Here is a 20,533-nt window from a genome sequence, read left to right as displayed (position 1 = left end):
CCTCCAACTGTTGAAGGGGTCGTATTATCGTAAAATGGACCTGTATTCAAGGAGTTCTCATTGGCTCCCGTAGCATCTTCTGACTCCCATCTTGGCGCAGACGCATTATTGGTCGAAGACCAACCTCTAGGCCAAGGATTTACAACATTCCCTGCTGTGAATAACTCAAAATCTTCAAAGTAAGGAACGCCATATGAGGTTCCAAAGGTTAATGGACCAACCCAAGAAGAAACATCTCCTGATCCACAATTTGAACGAACATAAACATCGTAAGTGGTGCCTGAGGTCAAACCATTGATGGTAAACAAAGATGTAGGTGAAGAACCTAAAGTTCCTGAAGATTGTGCAAACCCAACAGGACCAAATTCATATTCAACAGCTCCTGCTCCACCTATAGCATCTATAGTTGCTGAATTTAAGGTTGTATTTATTAGTAATACTGATGTGGGTTGACTTGCTGTCATCACATTTACAAAAGCCGTATCATTAAAGTTGACAGTATCTGCAACTCCATTTGGCATTGAACTATACACCTTAATAGTATTATTCCCAGCAGTAAAATTGGCTGATCCTAACAAAACACTAACAGAATTTGGATTAGAACCATTAATGGTGTCGATTAATTGAGTGTAAGAAACTGCAGTCTGAGCTACTCCATTAACTTCCCAATTTATTGTTAGCGAATTTATTTGATTTGAACCTCCATTAGCTATTGTGGCATATACAGGTTGACTGCCCGCACAAAAAACAGAAGGAGAATCTATAGCAAGTACAGCAGCATCATTATCTCCAGAAACTGACGGGTACTCTAGTTTTAGATAAGCACATGAACCAGTAGCACAAAGCGTTGTACTAACATTAGGAAGCGCCAATACATCAATATCTAAAGTTGGCCCTCCAACCCACCCGATTAGCGTTGCTAATGGAATTGTAAAGGTAGCAGAATCATATGTTGCCAAACATTGACCTGAAGCAGCCGGAGTGGTTGCTACCAAGTTATTACTTGGGTCATAAATCTCCATCACCTCTCCACCGCCAGTACCTCCATCGAGATCACCTTTGAAATAAATGGTTAATTGACCATCATTTGCCGGTGGGCGAGGAGATGGAAAACTAAAATTTAAAGTGGAAGATGTGGTTGAGATACACTGAGGTGCGGTGACCTCACTATAGCCCTGGGCATTAGAATTAAAAGAAAATAAAAATGAGAAAAGGATCAAGAAGTTCACTTTTCTATTTTTGACCGACTCAAAGTAATGTCGGCAATAAAATTTGCTTAAAAAGCTCATAAATAAGAATTTAGAATAATTAGTTAAAATATTAATCCCATAAAATTAACTATTTAATCACAAAAATTTAGCAATTTTTAAGTAAAAGTACTTAGCTAATTAAAATCATCAAACTCCCATCTCGCCCAACTTATTACCTCCTAATCTATTATGTCATTTTTTGATGAGCATAAAATTAAATGGTATCCTTTAGAGAGTAATTCTTTTGACAGTCAATTCAAAAAAAAAACGCAGCAGGTAAAACCTGCTGCGCTCCTTATCAATTTGAAAAAACAAATAATTTAATCCACAATTAATTTTTGTGTTGAAATACTTGTTTCATTCATAATTCTGACTAGATAAACACCCTTATCGACGTTCGACAAATCAAGTGTTGTAATTTCAGACTTACTAGAAACATTCACTAACTCCTCAATAACTGACTGACCTTTGGCATCAATAACACTCACTTGATATGATCCCAACTCATAATTATTAAAAGAAATATTCACCCTCTCCTTTGCAGGGTTTGGCATCAAACTCACCGTTTTTGAATTAACAGCTAGGTTGTCATCTACTCCCACAATAGTTCCTACTTGAAAGTCATCGATTGCAAATCCATCATTTTGAGTTGTGCCATTAGATGAGAATACGAATCTAAACTTAACAGCTGAATTACCACCCAATCCTTGAAGATCATTCAAAACAGGAATCCAGATTCCTGCACCAGCATTTGAGAATCCTTCCCAAACATTTTGAGTTGTATTATTATAGAAATTAATTCCGGCCATTGACGACATTACTTTAGTCCAGTTTCGACCATTATCTATTGAATACTCCATCCAAACCTGATCATTTGCACTCTCCGTTTTATAAACTGTATAGAAGGACAAATAAATTGGAGTCGTTGCTGCAATTGAACTCATATCATAACAAGAAGACTCTAGATATGACAACTCATTCGCATTGTAATTACTGGTAGCAGAAGTAACCCATGCTTTGACTCCTGAATTTGCTGCAGGAATATAGAATGTACTTGGCGTTCCCCACTCCCATGAACTATTTGCACCATAAGCAATCCAGTTACCTGGATCAGTCTCAAAAGTATAAAACTTTGTAGGCGTGGTTAAGTCAATAGCATCTGAAAAACTACTCGAGAAAGAGTAATTTCGAATACTATCATTAGCAATATCACCATCACCAGCGGCTGAAATATAGGTTTCTAAAGTATAGCTTTTAACTACTGAGGCATTAACTTTAGTAGTAAAAGTATAATTAAATACAGTTCCCGGGTTTACTGTAGCAGTTACCAACTCTGTAACTGGCGCACCCCCATCAAATATATATGTTGCATTGAAATTAGAAATCGGAGAGAGACCCGCATTATGAATTGCTATAGTCACATCTTCTGCAGCTGACAAGCCACAATCAGAGTATGGAGACAAAATAGAATCTAATGCTAAATCTACACCTACTGTATCATATAAATGAACTTCATCAATTGCCATATCACTGTAAAAGCTTGAACCGGCCTCTCCAATAAACCTAATTGAAAGCGACTTTCCTGAATATCCATTTAACAAGTGCATTGTATCTTTAAAAGCTGCCGCTTGACTAGGCTGCTGAGCTCCGATATAAGCTGCAATTGTATCTTGAACATTATTCGTGTCTATCACAACATACAAATTACCCATAGTTGATCCAAACATATGATAAGCGTACTCCAATACTAGTGTATTTCCATTTGTTGGAATAAATACTGCTGGTGATGACAACACATTTGTTTGTCCTAACGTGGAAGGAGAAGATGTTTCAAGATACATATAAGTACCGCCTGATGCGGCTGGTACCGTTGCATCATAGAATGGCCCTGTTAAAGAAGAGTTAGTGTTCGCCCCTGTAGCAACTTCACTCTCCCAACGTGGGTTTGTAGACCCCGTACTTGTCCAACCATTAGTGAATGATGTACCTATTTGACCTGCTGGGAATGATTCAAAATCTTCATGTAAAGGAATTGAAAATGCAGTTCCAAACTGATATGGCCCAATGGCAGGAGATGAATCATTTGCTGAACACAACGCCTTCACGTACAATTCATAAGTGGTACCCGAAACTAAACCAGAGATGGTAACAGTTGGAGAAGTTGACAAAGCAGAAATTCCTGCTCCTGGAGTAAATCCTAGAAGACCGTATTCATATCTAAATGAATTTCCTGTTCCAGCTGTGAAGGTCACATCTACAGACGAAATGGTAGTATTCGTAAACACTACAGATGTTGGTGGAGGACATGAGGGAGGATCAAATTCATCAGCACCTATATCCACTATAGTTGAACCACTCATCGGTCGCGTATCCCCATCAATATCAACCAAAATCCCTACTGAATTATCTCCAGAGTTATTAGCCAATACACCAAGCACATGAAGATCTGTTGGGATATTCAATAGTTGTGGATCTCCATCTAGAGAATTCACATTTAAAGAAGGGTTAACTGTAGTGTAAGCAGCTAAACTTGGATAGCTTACTCCATCTACTCCGATTAAATTAGATCCAGTTGAATAATACAAATTGTAATCCAACGCATTAAATGAGGTGTCAGATAAATTAATCTCAAACGCCAACCCACCACCAGCAGCATAAAAGATATTGTTTCTTACATCCATATCATCTGTCAAGACTGCAGCTGTACCAAAGAAACGCATTGCAGGAGTAGAACCATTAACAACCACAGTATTATGAAACACGTCAGCACTATCTATGTAATACAAATACAATCCATAGTCCGTATCTGCATAAATCATATTATTGGCAATCAATGTTTTTCTAGTCTTAGCAAACGGAGTAGTGAAGTTATAAAAATAAACACCATAGTCAGCCGCCTTGATATTATTACCTGTAAAGATCGTATTAGAAGCATAATATACATAAGCTCCATCACCATTCACATTTGCACGTGTTAATTGGTCAACGTCATTTCCGATAACTTCTAATGAATCACTATAGTACGTATAGATTCCATAATAGTAAATATCACTAAAGCTATTATTGATTAACCTACTTCCTACTACAGCTTTGCTTACTGAACCATACTCTCTATAGCCATAGTATCCACCTGTAATTTTATTATTAGAGTATTCATTTCTATCTGTATAAGCTTCAGTACTTAGACTAAATATACTTCCCGAAGTCACTATACCATTTATGGTAGAAGATGTAGAACTGTTATTCACTTGGATATCACAATTTGACACTGTATTATAGTTTGCATCAGCCATCACAATACCGGCTGCATTGGAAGAGCCAGTATGAATCAATCCCAAATTTTTGATGGTAACATAATCTACCCCTTGCAGAGAAACTACTCCCATTCCTAAACCATTACCACTATAGGTTAAAATTGTAGTAGAAGAATCTAAACCATCTATTGTAATAGTATTTGTAGCACTTAATCCAGCAACATTTCTAAGTGAAATACTCTCAGTGTAATTTCCTGCGGCAACTGTTACGTCAACAGGTCCACAAACTCCTGAAAGGTTAATATACTCACAAAAGTCTGAAAACGAGAGGTAATTCGTAGCAGTAGCAGGAAGATTTGGATTAATAGTTATTGCTCCTGCCATACCAGCACCTACAGTAATTGCCATCGTATCATTTAAAGCATACAAATCAGTTGATGCATTTGGAGCTGAAGTCCAAACTAAAAACTCTACTGCAACTCCATTAACAAATGTATAATTCACAAGAGGAATTTGCACAGAATTACCTGCAGTAGCACCTATCGTATCTATTAAAGTGTTATAATTAATTGGAGTTTGAACTACTCCATCAATACTCCAATTTACAACTATGCTATTCAATCGAGTCGTCCCATTATTAGCAATACTTGCAACAACCGGCTGTGTACCTGCACAAAATGCACCTGAACCAACTTGAATAGATTTAACCGCAGCATCAAGGGTTGTAGAAGCAACTTCAATAGCTCCCATATCAATTGCTCCAGCTACTCTAGGCAAGCCATTAAAATCTTCGGTTACACTATTGGTAGAGAAACCAGATGCATTTAAAGATAAATTGGTAGGTGTAAAATCACCCGTCAAAATATTAGCAAACATCGGGTCTGTATCAATATCATTAGCAGAAAATCCAGTTTTCTTAAAATCATCTAAAGAGGTAATATCTGAACCTAAAAATGCATAGGACTGAGCTCCAGATCCAGCTGAACCTAAATAAATATTATTGTGGTTAAAAGCATCAGGTGTCGCATTCAAGTATACACCATGTTTAACACCGGAGCCTCCTCTAGTGATTGAAATAATATTATTTTGAAATTCTAAACCAGTAGCACCACCTATGGCATATATACCGCGAGTTGTTCCGGCTGTAGAGGCTATATTATCTAAAGAGACCGTATTATTGTAATATTTGGTATGGTTACTTCCACCATCATATAAGGCATAAATAGTCCCTCTATGATTGATATCATAAATGAGGTTGTTAGTAAAGTAATTCTCATTACTAGGTGTAGCATCGTTACTGCTGTATAAAACATAGCAAGCAGATGTTGAAGTCAGTGAGCCATCAAATAAATTATGAATAGCGTTTCTATCTACCTTTAAATTACTGTTACCAGAAGAATAAAATCCATATACAGTGGTCAGTACAGTTCTATTTGGTCGACTAATATCATTTTGAATAAAATTACAGCCATCTGTATAGTACACGTAGCTACCATAATAATAGAACCCTCTAATAGAATTGTTTGAAACAACGACATTACTTGATGGAGAACCTACATTTCCATATAAAGACAACCCATAATATCCACCAACAACGGTATTGTTTCTAAAAGTCAAGCCATCAAAGACTGTCGCTGAAGCTTGAGAAGTCTGAGAACCACTAATTCGAACACAAGCATAATTAGTGGATGTACTTGAAGAATCCACTGCAAATAAACTATTCTCTATGGTAACATTGTTAATATTATTCATATACAATGCCACACCATAAGTAGATCCGGTCGCCCTAACTTTCAAGTTATTAACAGTGATAAAAGACGAACTTTCTATTGCAAAAGTGGCTCTTTCAGCACTGGCAGTTGCAGCAAAACTTACCTCTTCTCCATTTCCATTGATGGTCAATTCACGACCAGGAGCACCCTGAAAACCTGAAATATTTACTTGTTCGAGGTAAGGTCCAGAAAGTGGCACGACATTAACGGTAACATCTCCACAAATTCCATATTTAGTAACAATAGAGTCCATCTCTGTGAAACTTTGGAAGTTTGTTAAACTTGAAGGAGCCCCTGAATTAATTGTGTAAACTCCACCGGGTAATGAAGGCCCACGATAAACAGTAAGTGTATCATTAGTTGGTATAGTATCCACTACATTGTTTGGTAGGGATGTCCATACCTTTATTTCATTTTCAACACCGGCAGTAAAAGTCTTAGTACCTAAATAAACTAGGGCTGATCGACTAAATTGCCCACCTACAGTATCAAGCAGACCAACATATTTGATGGTATTTTGTCGAACACCGTCAAATTCCCAATCAATCGTTACTGAGTCGATTCGGTTCAACCCATAGTTTCCGACTGTAGCGTAAATATTTTGAACCCCTGGACAAAATACTGAAGGAGAATCTACAGCAAATACTGCAGCGTCGTTTGTTCCATTAGGAGCAGAAATAATTTCAATTTCTCTAAAGTTAGGGTTAGATAACTGAGAACCACTCACTTCAAATGAAGTGATTCGAAACCTATTTGTAGTCACCTTACCAATATATAACCTTGAAATACAATTCATTGGCAAACCTGTAAAATTGTACTGATTCACCCATGAAGAACCATCCCAGTATTGCACCAAACCTCCGGACAAAAATCTAGCCCCTGTCTGACCATGGTGAATAATTAAGGAATCAAAGGTTTGGGGAATTGGGAAATCAAATTGAATATAATCCACTCCAATAGGATTTGGCGGAGTGGTATTAATCCACATTTCTTGTGATCCACAGTTACCCAAGTTCAAATCATTTAAAGTTGAACAAGGACCTGTTTGACAGCCGGCGGCATTTCCTCCTCCTGCTGTTGCTGTAGCTAATGGAGCAATATTGGTCTGGGAAAAAGTGACCAAAAAGCTCAACATCGATAAAGCTAATAATAGTTTTTTCTTCATAATAGTTGTTAATTAATTTAGTGTCCACCAATTTAACACTTTTATAGTTCATTTTTTTTGAGTATTTCAAAAAAAAATGGCTCACCTTTTAAAGTGAGCCATTTAGAAAAAAAATAAATTACAACTACTTAATTATCAACTTCTCGGTCTTAATTGACTTTCCATTAATAATCTGAACAAAGTAAACTCCTTTTTCAATTGATTTAAGATCTATATTCCTTACTTCAAAAGAGTTAGAAATACTCAACATTTCTTCCCTTACTAGCTGACCTGTGGTAGAAACAATTTTCAACTGGTAGTCGCCTTCCTCATAATTACCAAATGAAATGTTAAATTCTCCATTTGATGGGTTGGGTTGAATACTTAACAGTTCTTCTCCGTTCAATAATTCCTTCTGACCAACTGCTAAATTTATTTGAATATTATCAATCCCAAATCCATCATTTTGAGTGGTTCCATTAGATTGAAATACAAACCTAAATTTCACTTTTGCATTTCCTGCTAATCCAACTATCTCATTTATTACTGGAATCCAAACAGAAGCTCCTGAAGATGAGAATCCTTCCCAAACATTTGCCGTCTTATTATTGTAGAAATTGATTGAACCTGCACTCGGTAACATTTTATTCCAAGTAGCACCATTATCTGTAGAAGTTTCTATCCAAACTCTGTCAAATCCGGCCTCTGTTCTATAAACAGTATAAAACTGGAAAAACAAAGGATCAGCAGTATTCATTGTAGACAAATCATAACATGAAGACTCTAAGTAGGACAATTCATTAGCGTTATAGTTTCCAGCTAATCCTGTTACCCATGCTTTTGACCCAGAATATGCGTTATTGATATAAAATGTACTTGGAGTCCCCCAAGCCCAAGAGCTGTTGGCGCCATACTGAATCCAATTTCCTGCATCAGCCTCCAAATCAGAGAATTTAGTGGGCGAAACATTACTAATCACATCAGAAAAACTATTCAAAGCACTTCCACTCAAGGTGTCATCCAAAGTATTCGGGTCGTTGGTCACATTAATATAACTTTTAATGCTATAACTTTTTAAAGCAGATGCATTGACTTTGGTAGCAAACGTAAAATTATAAGTTGTGCCAGGATTAATACTAGCCGTCACTAACTCAGTAACAGGCGCTCCACCATCGAACTCATAAGTTGCATTGAAATTTGAAATCGGTGATAAACCGTAGTTTTTTATCGCAATAGTAACATCCTCTGCCGATGATAAACCACAATTAGATACTGGTGAAATTATAGAATCCAATGATGCTGCGATTGCTACTGTATCCCTTAGCCTAATTTCATCAATTGACATATCACTCATGTAGTCCGATCCTCTTTCTCCGATAAATTTCAACTTAAAGTTTTTTCCTTGATAGCCAATCAATACCGCACTGGTATCTCTCCAAGCAGCAGCAGCAGTCGCTTGTTGTTGACCAGTAATTTTGATGAGAGTATCTAAGACTCCATTGGTGTCAACCACCAAATACAGATTACCCATACCTGAACCATACATGTGGTAAGCAAACTCGACTATAATACCTCCTGAAGTAGAAGGAGCAGAGATAAACGGCGAAGACAAAGTGTTTGAAGATCCTAAAGAACCCCCACTTGTTTCATAATAAAAATATTTACCTCCTGCTGTACTAGGGAAGGTTGCATCAAACAATGGACCTGTATTCAATGAATTTACATTAGCTCCCGTAGACACTTCAGTTTCCCAACGAGGGTTGGCAGTTGAAGTACTAGTCCAGCCTTTAGTAAAGTTTAATCCAGTTTGTCCTGCAGGGAAATTCTCAAAAGTCTCTCTCATCGGCACAGAATACAAAGTGTAAAAACTAAAAGGGCCTGCATATAGAGAGGTATCACCGGCTCCACATATTTCCCTAATATAATACTGGTAATCAGTACCTGAAGTTAAATTAGAAATAGTGTGACTACTATTCGCTGTAATGAATTTATTCCCAGAACCTTGAACAAATCCGAACAAACCATATTCATACTGCCAAGAAGAACTAGTTCCTCCTGAAATTACTACATCAGTTGAATTAGCCGTTGTATTTGTAAAGGTTACTGAAGATGGAGGGAAACAAGATGCAGGATCAAATTCGTCTGCACCAATATCAACTGCAGTAGATCCAGCGATTGGTCGAGAATCTCCATCAATGTCATTTAAAACCCCTACTGAATTATCACCAGCATTATTTGCTAACAAACCGATAACATGTAAATTATTTGGAACATTTACAAAAATTGGGTCTCCCTCATATGAATTAATATTTAATGTGGGTTGTGCCGTTTTGTAAGCCGCTAAGTTCGCGAAAACAGTACTATTAAAACTAAACAAACTTGCTCCAGTGGTATAGTACACATTATTATCTAGATGAGAGATAAAGTTGTTCGCCATATTAGTTCTAATGGCAAAGCTTCCTGAAGAGTAAATAATATTATTTCGAACATCATAGTCCTCAATAGTTTTTGAAGTTGAACTATACACTTGAGTGGCTGGAATAGTTGCTGAACCTGAAACGATTGTATTGTGTAAAATATCAACACTATCTACATAATACAAATACGCTCCGTAACTATTGGCAGAATGAATCATGTTATTCACATATCTATTCTTTCTTGTTTTTTTGTTATAATCAGTAAAATTATAGTGGTATACCCCATAACCAATTGATCTAATATTATTCTCAGTAAACAAAACATTCTCTGTATAATACAAATAAGCCCCATAAGAAGAAGTATATCCTCTTTGAACCATATCTATTTTATTTCCAATAAAATCTAAGTTATTTGCATAGTAAGAATAGATTGCACCCCAATACACATTTTCGAAGGAATTGTTTAACACTTTTGTATTCGAAACTGACAAGGAAGTAGAACCATATTGTCTAACACCATAATATCCACCAATAAATTTACTATTAGAGACTGTTACATTGTTAGCATTTGCACCTGTTGTATGACTCGTTACGTTTCCTGATAGTGAAACACCCACTAAGGAAGTACTTACAACAGAAGCATCCACAGAAATAATTGTACTATCTACAGTTATGTCACTCACATTGGCCATTATTACACCTGTATTTGCTGATACAGCTGTAGATGCAATAGTCATATTTTTAATGGTAATGTGTGAAACAGCATTTAAACTTACTGTTCCATAACTAGCAGATCCATCGTGCTGCAAAATTGTAGTAGCGGCATCACCTCCATCTATAGTAATGGTATTTGTAGAACTTGTTCCTGTTATACCATCTAATTTCAAATAATCAATGTAAGTACCTGGAGCTACATTTACTACCACCGGACCACAAACTCCACTAATATTTAGCGCTGCAGCCAGACTTGAAAAATCATTAAATACGGTGCCACTCGCAGGAAGAGCAGGATTAATTGTTAATGTTCCTTGGAGCGATGCTGCTGTTGTAGTCGATAAACTATCATTACTAGAGAATGCGTCTTGTCCTAAACCATTCACATTTGAAATTACAAAGTCAAAAACTGCCGGAGCCCCCTGTAAGAAATTAAAGTTTGTAACCGGAATCTGAACTATATTCCCTGATACAGAATTTAGAGTATCTATCGTTCCTCTATATTTAAATGATGTTTGAGGAACTCCGTCAATACTGTAATTAACAATCAAACTATCTATCTGGTCTTGACCGTTATTAGAAACAGTTATTGCAACTGGCACTTGGCCTGAACAGAATGTTGTAGGCAAATCGATGGAAAGTATTCCTGCATCGATAGCTGGAGGTGCAAAATCAATAGCTCCAATATCTTGTGATGAGGTATTTCTTGTAGTTCCAAAGAAATCTTCTGTTACCAATGGAGTAGAAAAACCTGCTCCATCCAATTGGCTGTTCAAAGGAGTATAATCATTCCCTGCAAGATTAGCAAACAACGGATCAGAATCTAAATCATTTAAGCCCAACATTACTGCTCTGAAATCAGCAAGTGTAGCTCTGGTTCCTGAGGAGGCATAACCATATGATTGCGCACCAGTACCTAATGAATTTACATAAATATTATTATAATCAGCAACAGTAGAAGTGCCATTCAAATAAATTCCGTGCTTAACACCAGAACCACCTCTTGTAATGGTTACAATGTTATTAATAAACTCTAGACCCGCAGCAGTAGCTGAATTATAAATTCCTCTTGTAATTCCGGCGGTAGCAGCAGCATTATCTAATGAAATTGTATTGTTGTAATACTTGTTGTTATCACTACCTAAATCATATATTCCATAAATAGTACCATTGTGATTAATGTTATAAATCAGGTTATTCATGAAAATGTTTTCATTACCTATAGTTACATCACTACTATTGTATAGCGCATATATTAATGAAGTCGAAGTTGGGATACCAGTACCCAAATCATGTATAGAGTTTCTATTCACCTTTAGGTTGCTATTGCCCAAGCTATATATACCATAAGTAGAAGTTATAGCTGTTCTATTAGTTTGGAGTATTTCATTTCCTTCAAATAAAAGTGAATCCGCATAATAAAAACGAGCTCCATAAGAATAAAAATCAGCAAAAATATTATCCCTAACAATCACATTTCTTAATGCGTTATTACCAGAAGTACCATAGAAGTTGAATGAATAATATGCACCTTCCACACTATTTCTTAAAATTCGAACATCATTTCCGGAACCTGAAGTCGAAATTGAAGTTTCAGAACCTGAAAGATTAATTCCTGTATAGTTCGCTGAAGTTGAATTATTCGGTAAGGTAATTTGACAATCTGAGATCTCTACATTATTAACATTGTTCAAATATATCCCTGTTCCAAAGGTTCCAGTGGCAGAAATAATCAAATCACTTACTATAATATTTGAAGAATTTTCGATACTCAAAGTAGTTCTATCGTCCGTAAGTGTAGAAGCGTAAGTAATCTCTTCACTATTTCCATTTACAAATAAAGTGTCTGTAATGTTGATACCATTAACAGCGTTAAATGAAACACTCTCAGCATAAGGCCCACTTCCAAGAACGACATCTAGTGTAACGTTTCCACAAAACCCGAATAAACTAACTGCATTTGTAAAATCGTTAAATGAAATAAAATTAGTTACGGAAGGTGCCATTAATGAATTTAAAGTATAAGAACCGGCCAATGCTCCGCCAGTAGTGACCATCAAACTATCGTTTGATGGAAAAGCATCTCCTGAAACTAATCCATTTGGTTGAGTCAACCATACCTCAAAATCAACTGCCACTCCTGAAACTAGGCTATAATTAGTTAAAAATATAGATGCCGTGTTTCCGGCAACTGAACCAATGGTATCAATTTTAGTTTTATAGTGAATAGGAGTTTGAACCACCCCATCAATAGACCAGTTTACAATTACGCTATCCAATTGCTGTGTACCATTATTGGATAAATTAACATCAACGCTGCTTAATCCAGCACACTGAGCAGTAGGTAAACTAAAAGAAGCAACAGCAACATCCAAAGCAGGTGAACTAACCTCAATTGCTCCGATATCCATAGCTAATGAGTTTCTTGCTGTTCCAAAAAAGTCCACTGGGACTAGAGTTGTGTTAAATCCGCTAGCATTTAATGAAATATTATTTGAGCTATAATCATCTAATACAATAGAATTAAATAATGGATCAGCGTTGATATCATTTAAACCATAACCTGCTGTTTGAAAATCAATTAAAGTAGATTGATTGCTTCCTAAATACCCGTAATACTGAGCTCCTGTACCAGCCGAAGCAACATAAACATTGTTATAATTAGAAGTAATAGTAGAGGAAGTTGATAAATAAATACCGTGTTTAATACCTGTTCCACCCCTAGTAATAGATACTATGTTATTCTGAAATTCTAAACCAGTAGCTGACGCAGTGTTATATATACCTCGAGTTATACCTGCTGTAGCAGCAATATTATCTAAAGAAACCGTATTGTTATAGTACTTCGTATAATCACTACCTAAATCATATAAACCATAAATAGTACCATTATGATTGATATTGTAAATCATATTATTACTTATGATATTTTCACTTCCAAGCACAGCATCATTAGAAGAATATAACACATAGCAAAGTGAAGTAGAAGTTGGAACCCCATCAAAAAGGTTATGAATAGAATTTCTATTTATAACCATATTCCTATTGCTCGAGGTATATAGGGGGTATGTTGAAGTAACTGAAGTCCTTGATGGTCGAGTAATCTCGTTTTGCTCTATCAATATACTATCAGCATATAACACATAAAGTCCATAATTATAGAATTCGGTAATTAGATTACCTGTTAATTCAATATTAGATAAATAATTAGTAGTACTTCCATATAGTGTCATTCCATAAAATCCGCCTGACACTTGATTATTATTAAACGTAAACTCATTAATTGCAGTAGCTGTCGTATAGGAAGTTTGCGACCCACTAATCCTAACGCATGAATAATTGCTAGAAGTAGAGGTAGTTGAAACTATAAAGGAACAACCGTCAACAGTAACATTACTAATGTTATTTGCAAAAAAAGCAACACCGTATGTTGAACCTGAAGCCTCAACATTCAAATTGTTAATAGTAACGTAAGAAGAATTTTCTATAACTAAAGTAGAACGTTCGCCTGTCAATGTAGCAGCAAAATTTACTGTTTCCCCATTTCCATTAATGGTGAGTGTTCTAGAAGGTGAACCTGCGAAGTTTTTAATATTAACCTGCTCTAGGTATGGTCCTGAACCTGAAACTACATTCACAGTAATCGAACTACAAATACCAGATTGATTAATTACATTAAATAAAGAGGTAAAATCAACAAAATTAGTTGCAGAAGGCGCAGATAAAGAGTTAATTGTATAAACCCCTCCAGCTAATGATGCCACCTTAGTAGCTATGGTTGTATCATTTAAATTTGAAGTATCGGCAACACCATTTGGCATCGAAGTCCACACTTTTATTACCTCTTGATTACCTGAAGCAAAAGATTTGTTTCCTAAAAAAACTTTAGTACTATTTGGATTTAATCCTTTTAGGGTATCAAGTAATCCTTTGAAATGAAAAGGTGTTTGTATAGCTCCATTAAACTCCCAATTCACGATAACAGAATCGATTCTATTCTTTCCAAAATTTGCAATGGTAGCATATACATTCTGATTCCCGGGACAAAATACATTAGGGGAATCAACTGAAAGTACGGCAGCGTCATTAAAACCACCATTTATTGTATATTTAATTCCTCCATTAAATTGTCGTGGATGATTAGTGGGGTTTGGAGCAGCACCTCCGTACCCAACTAAGTCTCCTGTCTCTATAGTTATTATTCCATCTGTAAATGTCCCAAGGGGAGGTGGAATAGGAGTTGATCCGGAGTTACTATATATAGCAGCAGCTCCTATATTTCCATTTATGAAGAATCGATAATTCACACCAGGTAAAATTGTTAATCCTATATTTAATGGTATTGGCACTATTGCACCTATTCCACTAGCTACAGGAATTGTTGCCTGTCCAATTTTGGTCCAACCTGTTGTAGCACTTATATTAGGTGGACCAGACACGTCAGTTGTAGTATACCATACGTCAGTTAATCCAACTGAGCTAAAAGAGTTAAATATTGTATCCAGAACAATTACTTGATTTGTTCTTAATCCAAAAGTTATCCCTTGAGATCCATTCCCCCCATTTAATGGAGGAACTGTATTTAGCTGAAACTGAGCAACTCCCTGAATTGACAATAATAATAATAAAAGTATGCTTTTTGCCTTAATGCAGGATGAAAGATACCTAGTCCATTCATGCCTAAAATTTAGATTCATATTAATTAGTTTATTAATAATTAGTTAAATAAATGTCAATCATTTTTTAATAATTGGCGGCTAAATTTCGACATAAAACAAATATGCTAACTACTTTTTTATTCTCAATCGCTAAATTATTTATGGGCTAAAACACTTACTCTTTAAATTAGATTTACCATTGAACTAGTTATAACTTTTGAAGCATTTTTATTTGTTGGAAAAACTTTAATATAAAAAATAAACTTTCTTAAAAAATAAGTAAGAATACTTACTCCTCATTTATAGCCACATTCAAAATGTTCTAAAAAAGTAAAAGCCACCAAGATTTACACCTTATGAGCTTTGAAAAGAATATTTCAGTTATAACCGGCAAATAATTATAAGAACTGATAGACTTAAGGTAAATTTTACTATTCTCAGCAACAATAACTCACACCCCATTTTTAATTGAAAGGGCTCCATTGCTACCATTTTAGAGAAATCTATGCTTTAAGTGAAAAATATCCATGACCGGGGAGAATACTACAATATGATTGATAGTTCTAAAATTTTATATACTCCTAAGTGAAAAGTAATCTACAAAACATTCAAATTAGCCATATCAATCGATATGGTTAATATAACTTCAATGGAGGAAAGGGGTACATGGAAAAAGAGGTCTTAATTCCTCCTATACTATCTCTATTAGTACCAAGAAGAATATTAGTTTCAGCAGTATAAAATCCAGAACTTTTATTAAAAAACTTATCATTTATTAATGCTCCATTCAACCCCTTAAAAGTACTAGCAAAGATTTGCTAATTCTCAGCATAAGCTTCTATAAAAGTCGTTGATATTATTTCATCATCAATGACAATAGCTAAATACTATCAACTAACCGAAAAATACTCTTCTGAGACTTTGTGTTGTTTGTGCTTCAACTGGGCGGGGGACTGCAATTGGTTTACAGAAACTTTGTAATAAGTATTAAATTAAACAGAAGTCTGTTGTAAAAACAACACCCTTTTAAGGTTACTCAATAAAAACTTAAACTAGAATCTACTAAGCACTAACACTAATGTAAAAATACCGTTTCTATAAACTAACTCAATACTTCTTTACTTCTGAATATTCCAAGTGATTAAGAATCATTTCTACTTCTTTTTCAAAGATATGAAGCTCAGGTGGGGCATTCGCTCTATCAACGACTACCTTTCGGTTATCCTCGTATTGGAAAGACAAAATCGTAGATGGTACATCCGTCATATTAGCATCGTACCGATCTTTTAGTTTAAAAAAGTCAATTTCTTCACACTTTTGAATGATTACATTTTTTTGTTCGTCAGTAAGCCATGCAGAGAAAAAACCAATCTTTTCCACATTTCTCTTGCCATGATATTCAACATATCCACTTTGGTAAACAGTAATAGAATAGGTAGGACATCTGCCAAAACAAGAAGTACGCTCAATCCTAAAAAACAAAGAATCTACCATGCCTTTAACTGTTCTATTTCGCTGCTCTAGACTTTCTTGAGAGAACTGAACAGAATCTGAAGGTTGCTCCATTGTTTCATCAACCTTTACCTCGGAAGTACTAACATCTTTGTTATTAGTTGTATCCTTTGAATTTTTACAAGAAACAGCTATCAAACTTAAAAACAAAACAATAAGCAATAAGTTCCAGTTTGTATTCTTCATAATTTTAACTTTTAAATATGTTCAATTTACAAAATTGAAACTAAAAAGCTTCTTACTTTTTATTAATCACTATAATTACTTTCCTTTCCCTTTCAATTGTTGCTGTTGTTTTGCCATCTCCTCCAACTTTTGCTGGAACTTTGATTTTTTATTCGCCTTAGGTCTTTTCTTATTGGCTTCTAATTTAGCTCTAATTGCATCCTCATTAATGAATACCTTTTGAATAATTAAAGTCTGCAGTAGCGAAATTACGTTTGCCAAGAAATAATAGTAACTTAATCCTGCAGGATAGCTGTTAAAGAAAAATAGCATCATCACAGGCATTAAGTACATCATAATTTTCATTTGAGCTGCCATTGGCCCCTCAGCAGTTGCTCCCATCCCCATTTGACTATTAAACTTTGTGTAGAAAGCTAATGATATGGCCATCAGAATGGTAAATAAACTAACATGATCCCCATAAAATGGGATTTCAAAACCAAGATTCAAAATAGAATCATAGGTAGACAAATCCGTAGCCCATAAAAAAGACTCCTGTCTCAATTCAATAGAGGCAGGAAAAAACTTAAACATGGCAATCAAAATCGGCATCTGTATCAACATTGGAATACAACCTGCTAAAGGATTCACTCCAGTTTGTCGGTACAAAGCCATTGTTGCTTGTTGCTTTTTCATGGCATCATCACCATACTTTGCATTGATTTCAGCTATTTCTGGCTTTAAAACTCTCATTTTAGCTCCAGACATATAAGTTTTGTAGGTGATTGGAAACAAGACCAACTTTAACAATACAGTAAGAATTAAAATTATAATCCCATAACTCATTGCTGTGCTGTCCAAAGCATTAAAAACTGGTATAACGGCATATTCATTAATCCAGCCTAAAATACCCCAACCCAAATCAATAATTTGCTCCAATCCAATCCCATAATTCTCCAATAAATCGTGCTTATTAGGTCCTAAAAATATGGACATACCAAAAGTTTCAATGTCGCTTCCGCCAAAAGGCACACTTAAGCTGGTAGATAGCGTTTTGATATACTTAGATGTATCAGGGCGTGTCTCTGTTTCTCCGTATGCATTGTATTTGGAAAAAGCGCTTTTTGCAATTAAAGAGGTATTAAAAAATTGTTGCTTCAGTGAAACCCACTTTACATCTGCCTCGAAGTTTTCCTTTTCATCACTCCTTTCCGAGATATAATCCACATCTTGATCTACAAACTTGTAATACAAAGTAGACTTATTAACCTGATCTACTCTACTTTTCTCAAGTATTGGTGTATTGACTTTCCAGTCCAATAAAAGTTCTGATGTTCGAGGCGCCATCACTTCATTCAGACCAACCATATTCAAGTCAAGGTCTATCATGTAGTCATTACCCTTTATTGTATAAACATACTCTAGATACTTTCCAGAACCTGCATTTAAACGGAAGGTTATGGATTTCTCATTATCTCCTGTCACAACAAACCCTTCGTTATTAACTTCAAAATTCAATTCCTCTGTAACAATATTTTTATTATTCCGAGTAAAAAAGTTCAATCCAAACCTTGAAGAAGCATCCATTATAACTAACGGTAAAGAATCGTAAGTTTGATAATCTTTCAGTTCCGCTGACTTGATTCGACCTCCTTTGGTAGCAAAAATCAACTTTAAGACGTCATTTTCTACAACAATATCCTTACCTTCCGAAAGAGCGGAAGTTGTAAAGACACCATATGTTTGATTCATCTCGGCCTTTTTGATTGAGTCAGCAATTACTTGGGAAGCTGAATCCATTTCTACGATTCCCTCCTTCATTACCTCTACAGGTGTCTCATCTTTAGTAGCTAACTCTACAACTGCTTTTTCTTTTTGAACTAATGCTATAGAATCGTTGTATTTTCTTGCTGCATCAATTTGTTCTTGAGAAGGCTGATTATATATACCGAAACCTATAATAATAGCTCCAATAATAAATAGACCAATGATTGAATTCTTATCCATTCTATTCTTATTTCTTATTACTTAATGAAGCTTCTACAAACTTCACAAATAGTGGGTGAGGGTTAACAACAGTACTTTTATATTCAGGGTGGAATTGAACACCTACAAACCATGGATGATCTGCAACTTCAACGATTTCCACAAGACCTCCATTAGGGTTGATACCTGTAGCAATCATTCCATTCTTTTCATAATCAGCCATGTATTTATTATTAAATTCATAACGATGACGATGACGTTCCGAAATCAATTCCGATCCATATGCTTCAAATGCATTAGACCCCTTTGTGACAGCACAAGGATAAGCACCTAATCGCATAGTACCTCCTTTATCTGAGACATTCTCTTGATCTTTCATAAGGTAAATTACGGGATCCTTTGTTTGTGGTGACATCTCAGAAGAATGGGCATCTTTTAACCCAACTACATTACGACCAAACTCAATAACAGCGCATTGCATACCGAGACAAATACCCAAAAATGGAATCCTATTTTCTCTTGCAAACTTAACTGCGCTAATCTTGCCTTCAATTCCACGCTCTCCAAAACCGGGAGCGACAATAATTCCATCTAAACCACCTAATTCATCTTGACAATTATCAGGCGTAATGGATTCTGAGTGAATCCATTTTACATCAACTTTAGTCTTATTACTTACTCCTGAATGAATCAGTGCTTCGTTTATCGAAATATAAGAGTCTTTCAACTCGATGTATTTACCGATTAATCCTATCGTAACAGTATGCTCTGGTGTTTTCAAGTTAGTTAGAAATGTCCTCCATTTTTCAAGCTTAGGAGTATTTCCATGCGGCAAATTCAATTTATCTAAAACAACAATATCTAACTCTTCTGCCTGCATTTTTAGTGGAACTTCGTAAATGGTATCCACATTAATTGACTCTATCACTGCCCCTTTTGAAATGTTACAAAACAAGGCTACTTTATGTTTAATATCAGGAGCTAGGTGATGTTCGGTTCGAAGGACTAAAACGTCAGCTTGAACACCGCTTTCCAATAGCTGCTTTACAGAATGTTGAGTTGGTTTTGTTTTTAGCTCACCTGAAGATGCAAGATAAGGCACCAAGGTCAAATGGATAACGATACAATCTACATCAGGATCCCATTTCAATTGACGAACTGCCTCGATATATGGTAAAGATTCAATATCGCCTACTGTTCCGCCTATTTCAGTAATTACTATATCGTGTTTACCATCCTGACCTAAAATTTGTATTCTTCGTTTTATTTCATCGGTAATATGTGGAATCACTTGAACCGTTTTACCTAAAAACTCACCTGCTCTTTCCTTGTTAATTACTGATTGGTAAATCCTTCCGGTGGTTACATTATTTCCTTGAGAGGTAGGAACATTCAAATATCTTTCATAGTGCCCAAGATCTAAATCAGTTTCTGCTCCATCTTCGGTTACAAAACATTCTCCATGCTCATAAGGATTCAATGTTCCTGGATCTACGTTAATGTATGGATCCAATTTTTGAATGGTTACAGAATAACCTCTAGCTTGAAGCAATTTAGCTAATGAAGCCGAAATAATACCTTTCCCTAAGGAAGATGTAACGCCTCCAGTAACGAAGACATACTTTGTGGACGATGCCATAGAGCGGATAATTTACAGTTTA

General features: G+C 35.6%; 5 protein-coding genes and 1 pseudogene. All 6 read right to left on the bottom strand.

The window, feature by feature from the left end:
• Window positions 1-1,229: pseudogene (locus tag GQN54_RS11295) on the bottom strand (hypothetical protein); the annotation flags it as partial.
• Between the two features lie 341 nt (window positions 1,230-1,570).
• The gene (locus tag GQN54_RS11290; RefSeq protein WP_160633648.1) at window positions 1,571-7,441 is read right to left on the bottom strand and encodes a T9SS type A sorting domain-containing protein; all 5,871 of its coding nucleotides are present in this window, start codon (window positions 7,439-7,441) and stop codon (window positions 1,571-1,573) included.
• A 124-nt stretch (window positions 7,442-7,565) separates the two neighbouring features.
• Window positions 7,566-15,248, bottom strand: coding sequence for a right-handed parallel beta-helix repeat-containing protein (locus GQN54_RS11285; protein WP_160633647.1), 7,683 nt, complete (start codon window positions 15,246-15,248; stop codon window positions 7,566-7,568).
• A gap of 1,068 nt (window positions 15,249-16,316) precedes the next feature.
• Window positions 16,317-16,907 (bottom strand): DUF6438 domain-containing protein, encoded by a 591-nt coding sequence (locus tag GQN54_RS11280; protein ID WP_160633646.1) that lies wholly within the window; start codon window positions 16,905-16,907, stop codon window positions 16,317-16,319.
• 75 nt (window positions 16,908-16,982) lie between these two features.
• Entirely contained in the window at window positions 16,983-18,893 is a 1,911-nt protein-coding gene (yidC, locus tag GQN54_RS11275; protein WP_160633645.1) for a membrane protein insertase YidC, read from the bottom strand.
• A gap of 7 nt (window positions 18,894-18,900) precedes the next feature.
• On the bottom strand, window positions 18,901-20,511 hold the full coding sequence (locus tag GQN54_RS11270; RefSeq protein WP_160633644.1) for a CTP synthase: 1,611 nt from the start codon (window positions 20,509-20,511) through the stop codon (window positions 18,901-18,903).
• Window positions 20,512-20,533: the final 22 nt, after the last annotated feature.

This window comes from Acidiluteibacter ferrifornacis (assembly GCF_009909615.1).
In the GTDB taxonomy this organism is placed as follows: Bacteria; Bacteroidota; Bacteroidia; order Flavobacteriales_E; family Vicingaceae; genus Acidiluteibacter; species Acidiluteibacter ferrifornacis.
The sequence above is the reverse complement of the archived record's forward strand: the minus strand, read 5'-3'. Positions and strand labels throughout refer to the sequence as shown.

Bases quoted from the DNA above. Each gene is read 5' to 3' on its own strand.
- GQN54_RS11290 (WP_160633648.1), bottom strand. From the start codon at position 7,441: ATGAAGAAAAAACTATTATTAGCTTTATCGATGTTGAGCTTTTTGGTC.
- GQN54_RS11280 (WP_160633646.1), bottom strand. From the start codon at position 16,907: ATGAAGAATACAAACTGGAACTTATTGCTTATTGTTTTGTTTTTAAGT.
- GQN54_RS11270 (WP_160633644.1), bottom strand. From the start codon at position 20,511: ATGGCATCGTCCACAAAGTATGTCTTCGTTACTGGAGGCGTTACATCT.
- GQN54_RS11285 (WP_160633647.1), bottom strand. From the start codon at position 15,248: ATGAATCTAAATTTTAGGCATGAATGGACTAGGTATCTTTCATCCTGC.
- yidC (WP_160633645.1), bottom strand. From the start codon at position 18,893: ATGGATAAGAATTCAATCATTGGTCTATTTATTATTGGAGCTATTATT.